The 3694-nt window shown below is 27.3% G+C and carries 6 protein-coding genes and 1 pseudogene; 1 reads left to right on the forward strand and 6 read right to left on the reverse strand.

Annotated features, from left to right (window positions below; genetic code table 11):
• Positions 1-134 precede the first annotated feature (134 nt).
• From BM384_RS16095 to BM384_RS18395, 4 genes are all read right to left on the reverse strand, one after another.
• Positions 135-821: an alpha/beta fold hydrolase gene (locus tag BM384_RS16095; RefSeq protein WP_090015144.1), complete on the reverse strand. Its 687-nt coding sequence runs from the start codon at positions 819-821 to the stop codon at positions 135-137.
• 230 nt (positions 822-1051) lie between these two features.
• Positions 1052-1240, reverse strand: coding sequence for a hypothetical protein (locus BM384_RS16105; RefSeq protein WP_090015148.1), 189 nt, complete (start codon positions 1238-1240; stop codon positions 1052-1054).
• A gap of 107 nt (positions 1241-1347) precedes the next feature.
• Positions 1348-1863 (reverse strand): PHP domain-containing protein, encoded by a 516-nt coding sequence (locus BM384_RS16110; RefSeq protein WP_242946082.1) that lies wholly within the window; start codon positions 1861-1863, stop codon positions 1348-1350.
• Positions 1829-2035, reverse strand: coding sequence for a PHP domain-containing protein (locus BM384_RS18395; RefSeq protein WP_242946084.1), 207 nt, complete (start codon positions 2033-2035; stop codon positions 1829-1831). The genes BM384_RS16110 and BM384_RS18395 overlap by 35 nt, the downstream gene beginning before the upstream one ends.
• A gap of 166 nt (positions 2036-2201) precedes the next feature.
• On the opposite strand from BM384_RS18395, the gene BM384_RS16115 reads away from it, so the two are divergent.
• Positions 2202-2711, forward strand: coding sequence for a COG2426 family protein (locus BM384_RS16115; protein WP_090015150.1), 510 nt, complete (start codon positions 2202-2204; stop codon positions 2709-2711).
• A gap of 38 nt (positions 2712-2749) precedes the next feature.
• Here the strand turns inward: BM384_RS16115 and BM384_RS16120 are convergent, their stop codons facing one another.
• On the reverse strand, positions 2750-3097 hold the full coding sequence (locus BM384_RS16120) for a hypothetical protein (RefSeq protein ID WP_090015152.1): 348 nt from the start codon (positions 3095-3097) through the stop codon (positions 2750-2752).
• A 114-nt stretch (positions 3098-3211) separates the two neighbouring features.
• A pseudogene (locus BM384_RS16125) lies at positions 3212-3604 on the reverse strand (YbaK/EbsC family protein); the annotation flags it as partial.
• Positions 3605-3694 lie beyond the last annotated feature (90 nt).

Genomic DNA, 3694 nt, shown 5'->3' on the forward strand with positions numbered 1-3694 from the left:
CGCACTTGCATTCGAGTTGTCTTCCTATCGGGACGGCGACGCAGGCTTCTTTCAGCCTGCTGGCTCAGCAAACATGCTGGGCGAACAAAAAAGAAACTATATAATAAAAAAATAGTTTCTTTAGCATTAACAAATTATATTGCATTTAAAAATTTTTCAAATATACTATTAAACTTATCTGGCATAGTATCTATTAGAAAATGATCTGCATCTTTTAAAATCTTTAAGCTACTATCTTTAATATTTGATGCTATCCTCTTTGTACAATCTTCCTCAATGAGATCTTTTTCCCCTGCAACAACTAGAGTTTTTGTAGAAATTTCATTTAAGTCCTTATCTTCAATATTAGGTTCATTTATCATAAGTTTTAAAATAGCTTTTTTATTATCATCTTCCTCTAATTCAATCTCTTTTTTTATTTGAATTCTTTCACTTATTATTAAATCTTCAGGTTTTAAATTTGCCCCAACTACAGTTAATGAATTTAAGATGTCTGACTTTTTCATAGCAATCATAAGAGCAAGATTTCCACCATCACTAAATCCTAAAAAATCTGATTTATCTATCTTAAGTTCATTAAGTACATGTATAATGTCATTACTCATTAAATCTAATGATAACTTTTCATCTCCAAAAGAAGATTTTCCATGTCCCCTACTATCGATAAATATAAGTCTATAATTATTTTTAAAGGCATCTTTTTGATGTTTAAAATAGGTCATATCTTCTCCATTTCCATGAAGAAACACTATATTTCTACCTTCTCCATAAATTTCATAATATATCTTCGCTGTACCACTATCTATATATCCACTTTTCATTTTCCAAAACCTCACTTTATATACCTTTTTTGTTGTAAAGCTATTTTTTTCTTTATATAATTATTTATATCATTATAAAAGGAGTGTATTTCTATGTTACCAAAGATTAAAGAAATTGGATATGGATTAATAAGCTTATTCATATTCCAAATCGCCCTATCAGTATTATCCATAAAAATATCTATGAACTTCTTACAGATTGAAAATATTACTAACATTTCATCATTATCTTATCCACAACTATATGGTGAAGCGGTAGCTTCTCTGCTTATAATAATTGCAATTATTCTTTTTATATTTTCAAGAAGGCTTGGAACTATATTATATATTTCAGCTATTTTACTATCTGTAATATTATCCTTTGCTTTTGCTAATTTAACTTTCATTGATTTATCTATATCTTTAATAATTCCAATCATAACTCTTATATTAATTTATATCAAAAGAGACATTCTTTTTTAAGAAAAAGTATTTAACATAATAGAGCTACTTATATTATAGCTTTCCTACTATGTTAAATACTTTTCTATTTTTTATATAAACAACTTATAAATTTTTCAATTTCTCCTTCCTCTAAATATATCTGTCCTAAGGTACCATGTTTAAAATCTACTTTTTTTAAGTAATGAAAGTCAGAGCCTGCAGTATATATTATTCCTTTTTCTCCTGCCATCTTTATGAAGTATTCAGTTTCAAAATCTTTATTTCTATAATATTTTGCTTCTATACCATCAAAATTCATCTTAAACAACTCTAAAAATACTTCTTCCTTTAATAGAGTTGGATGAGCAAGAACTACAAAGCCACCAAAATAATGTAAAAAGTCTATTCCTGATTTTGTGGTTAATTTTCCTCCTTGAGACTTAAACTTAAGCTTTTCTCTATACTCAATTTGACATTCTTTAAACCTACCTTTTTTTATTTTATTCAAGCAAGCTAAAAATTCTTTGTTTTCATAAATATTATCTTTAAAATATCCAAGTATATGAACTCTATTTCCTTTATATCTAGTAGATAGCTCTATGCCCGGAATAACTTTCACCCCGTATATATTCCCCCGTATTTACCGCCTGCTTTACCCCAGATACTGTATTATGGTCTGTTATAGCTAATATATCTACCTTTCTATCCTTTGCTAGAAATATAATTTCTCCTGGTTTTAATTCACCATCTGATGCAGTTGAATGAATATGAAAATCTCCTTTTTTGTACACAATATTGTCCTCATTTTATACACATTAGTATCTTAATATATTCTATGTAGTCTATACCCTTTAAGCCACAGTTTTACTGGCTTTTCTATAATTATACTACCTTGTAGAATTAAAGAAATTATGTTATACTCTTTTAAAATATAATAAAGTTATTAGGAGATTTTTTATGGCAAATTCATTAATCGATTGGTTTACAACCACCTTGTCTGGTTCTGTTCCAAAAGAAGTAATTGTTTTTATTATTTCTATGGTTCCTATACTTGAACTAAGAGGAGGTTTAATAGCAGCATCTTTACTTGGTATAAATATATTTGAAGCAATAGGTATTTGTATAGTTGGAAATCTTATTCCTATTCCTTTTATACTGCTTTTTATAACTCCAATATTTAGATGGCTTAAGAAAACAAAATTATTCAGACCATTTGTAGAAAAATTAGAAGAGAAATCTATGAGTAAAAGTGATCAAATTAAAAAATATGAATTTTTAGGTTTAGTTTTATTCGTTGGTATTCCACTACCTGGAACAGGCGCATGGACTGGTTCTTTAATAGCATCTCTTCTAGATATTAAATTTAAAAAAGCATTCCCTGCAATAGTTTGTGGATTATTACTAGCTACAGTAATAATGTCTATAATTTCTTATGGCATTCCATGGATTATAGCAGCTTTAGCATAAATATAAGGCGTCATAATTTAAGTTATGACGCCTTATATTTATATCTGTATTTCATCTATCTGCATAAAATGTATCGCAGAAATAATAATTGTTATTACAGCTAAAACAATATAATATTCTTTACTTCCCTGTACTCCCTTAAGCACCCCTAAATACTTAAAAATTAAAGTTGCCCAATAATAGGATACAGCAACTTGAACTGCTTTCCCTATTTTTTTAATTTTCATAAGTATTGTTAATATAACACCTGCAGCTACACCTAATATTATCCCTAAAGACATATTAAGATAAAATCTTCTTTGACATAAATTTACAACTACTATAATTGCTAAAATAAAATCTGCCCCAATAATCCAAGTACGTGTAGGCTTTATAGTAATTTGCATAAATATACCTCACTTTTTACCTTTTTATTATAATTATGTCTTTTTCGTAAATAAAAAGCAATAAGTTTTCATACAATAAATGTCTCTTTTTAATAAAATATGTTGAATAAATCACTATTTTACATCTACATATGTAACTTCATGGTTAACATAAGAAAGAAACTTACTAAATATATCTTCTGTTTTAATCTTCAAACTTGATGTATTAATGCAAGGGTGGCAACCTATATATTCCTCTTTAAGAAGATCTTTATCTACAAGAAGCTTAACATTATTATTAATATCGTTCATTAGTCCTAAAATGCTGACTGAACCTGGTTTTATATCTAAAAACTCTTCCATGTACTCTTCATCTGCAAAAGATAATCTTGAAGAACCTATTTGTTTTGAAATATTTCCACTTTTAAATTTTTTATTACCGAGCATCATAAGCATATAAAATTTATTTTTCTGGCTATTACACAAAAATAGTTTTTTACATATCTTTATATTTAATATTCTTTCTACCGTTGCCAAAACCTTATAAAACTTTATAAAGCTTGTTTAATTCCTTATTCAACCTGTCTGATTTTGTAATGAATAAATTCATATACTACT

The sequence above is a fragment of the Clostridium sp. DSM 8431 genome, from assembly GCF_900116755.1.
In the GTDB taxonomy this organism is placed as follows: domain Bacteria; phylum Bacillota; class Clostridia; order Clostridiales; family Clostridiaceae; genus Clostridium.

Coding starts and splice junctions, on each gene's coding strand:
- BM384_RS16115 (WP_090015150.1), top strand. CDS start 2,202: ATGGCAAATTCATTAATCGATTGGTTTACAACCACCTTGTCTGGTTCT.
- BM384_RS16095 (WP_090015144.1), bottom strand. CDS start 821: ATGAAAAGTGGATATATAGATAGTGGTACAGCGAAGATATATTATGAA.
- BM384_RS16120 (WP_090015152.1), bottom strand. CDS start 3,097: ATGCAAATTACTATAAAGCCTACACGTACTTGGATTATTGGGGCAGAT.
- BM384_RS16105 (WP_090015148.1), bottom strand. CDS start 1,240: ATGATTGGAATTATTAAAGATATAGATAAATCAATGAAAGTTAAATTA.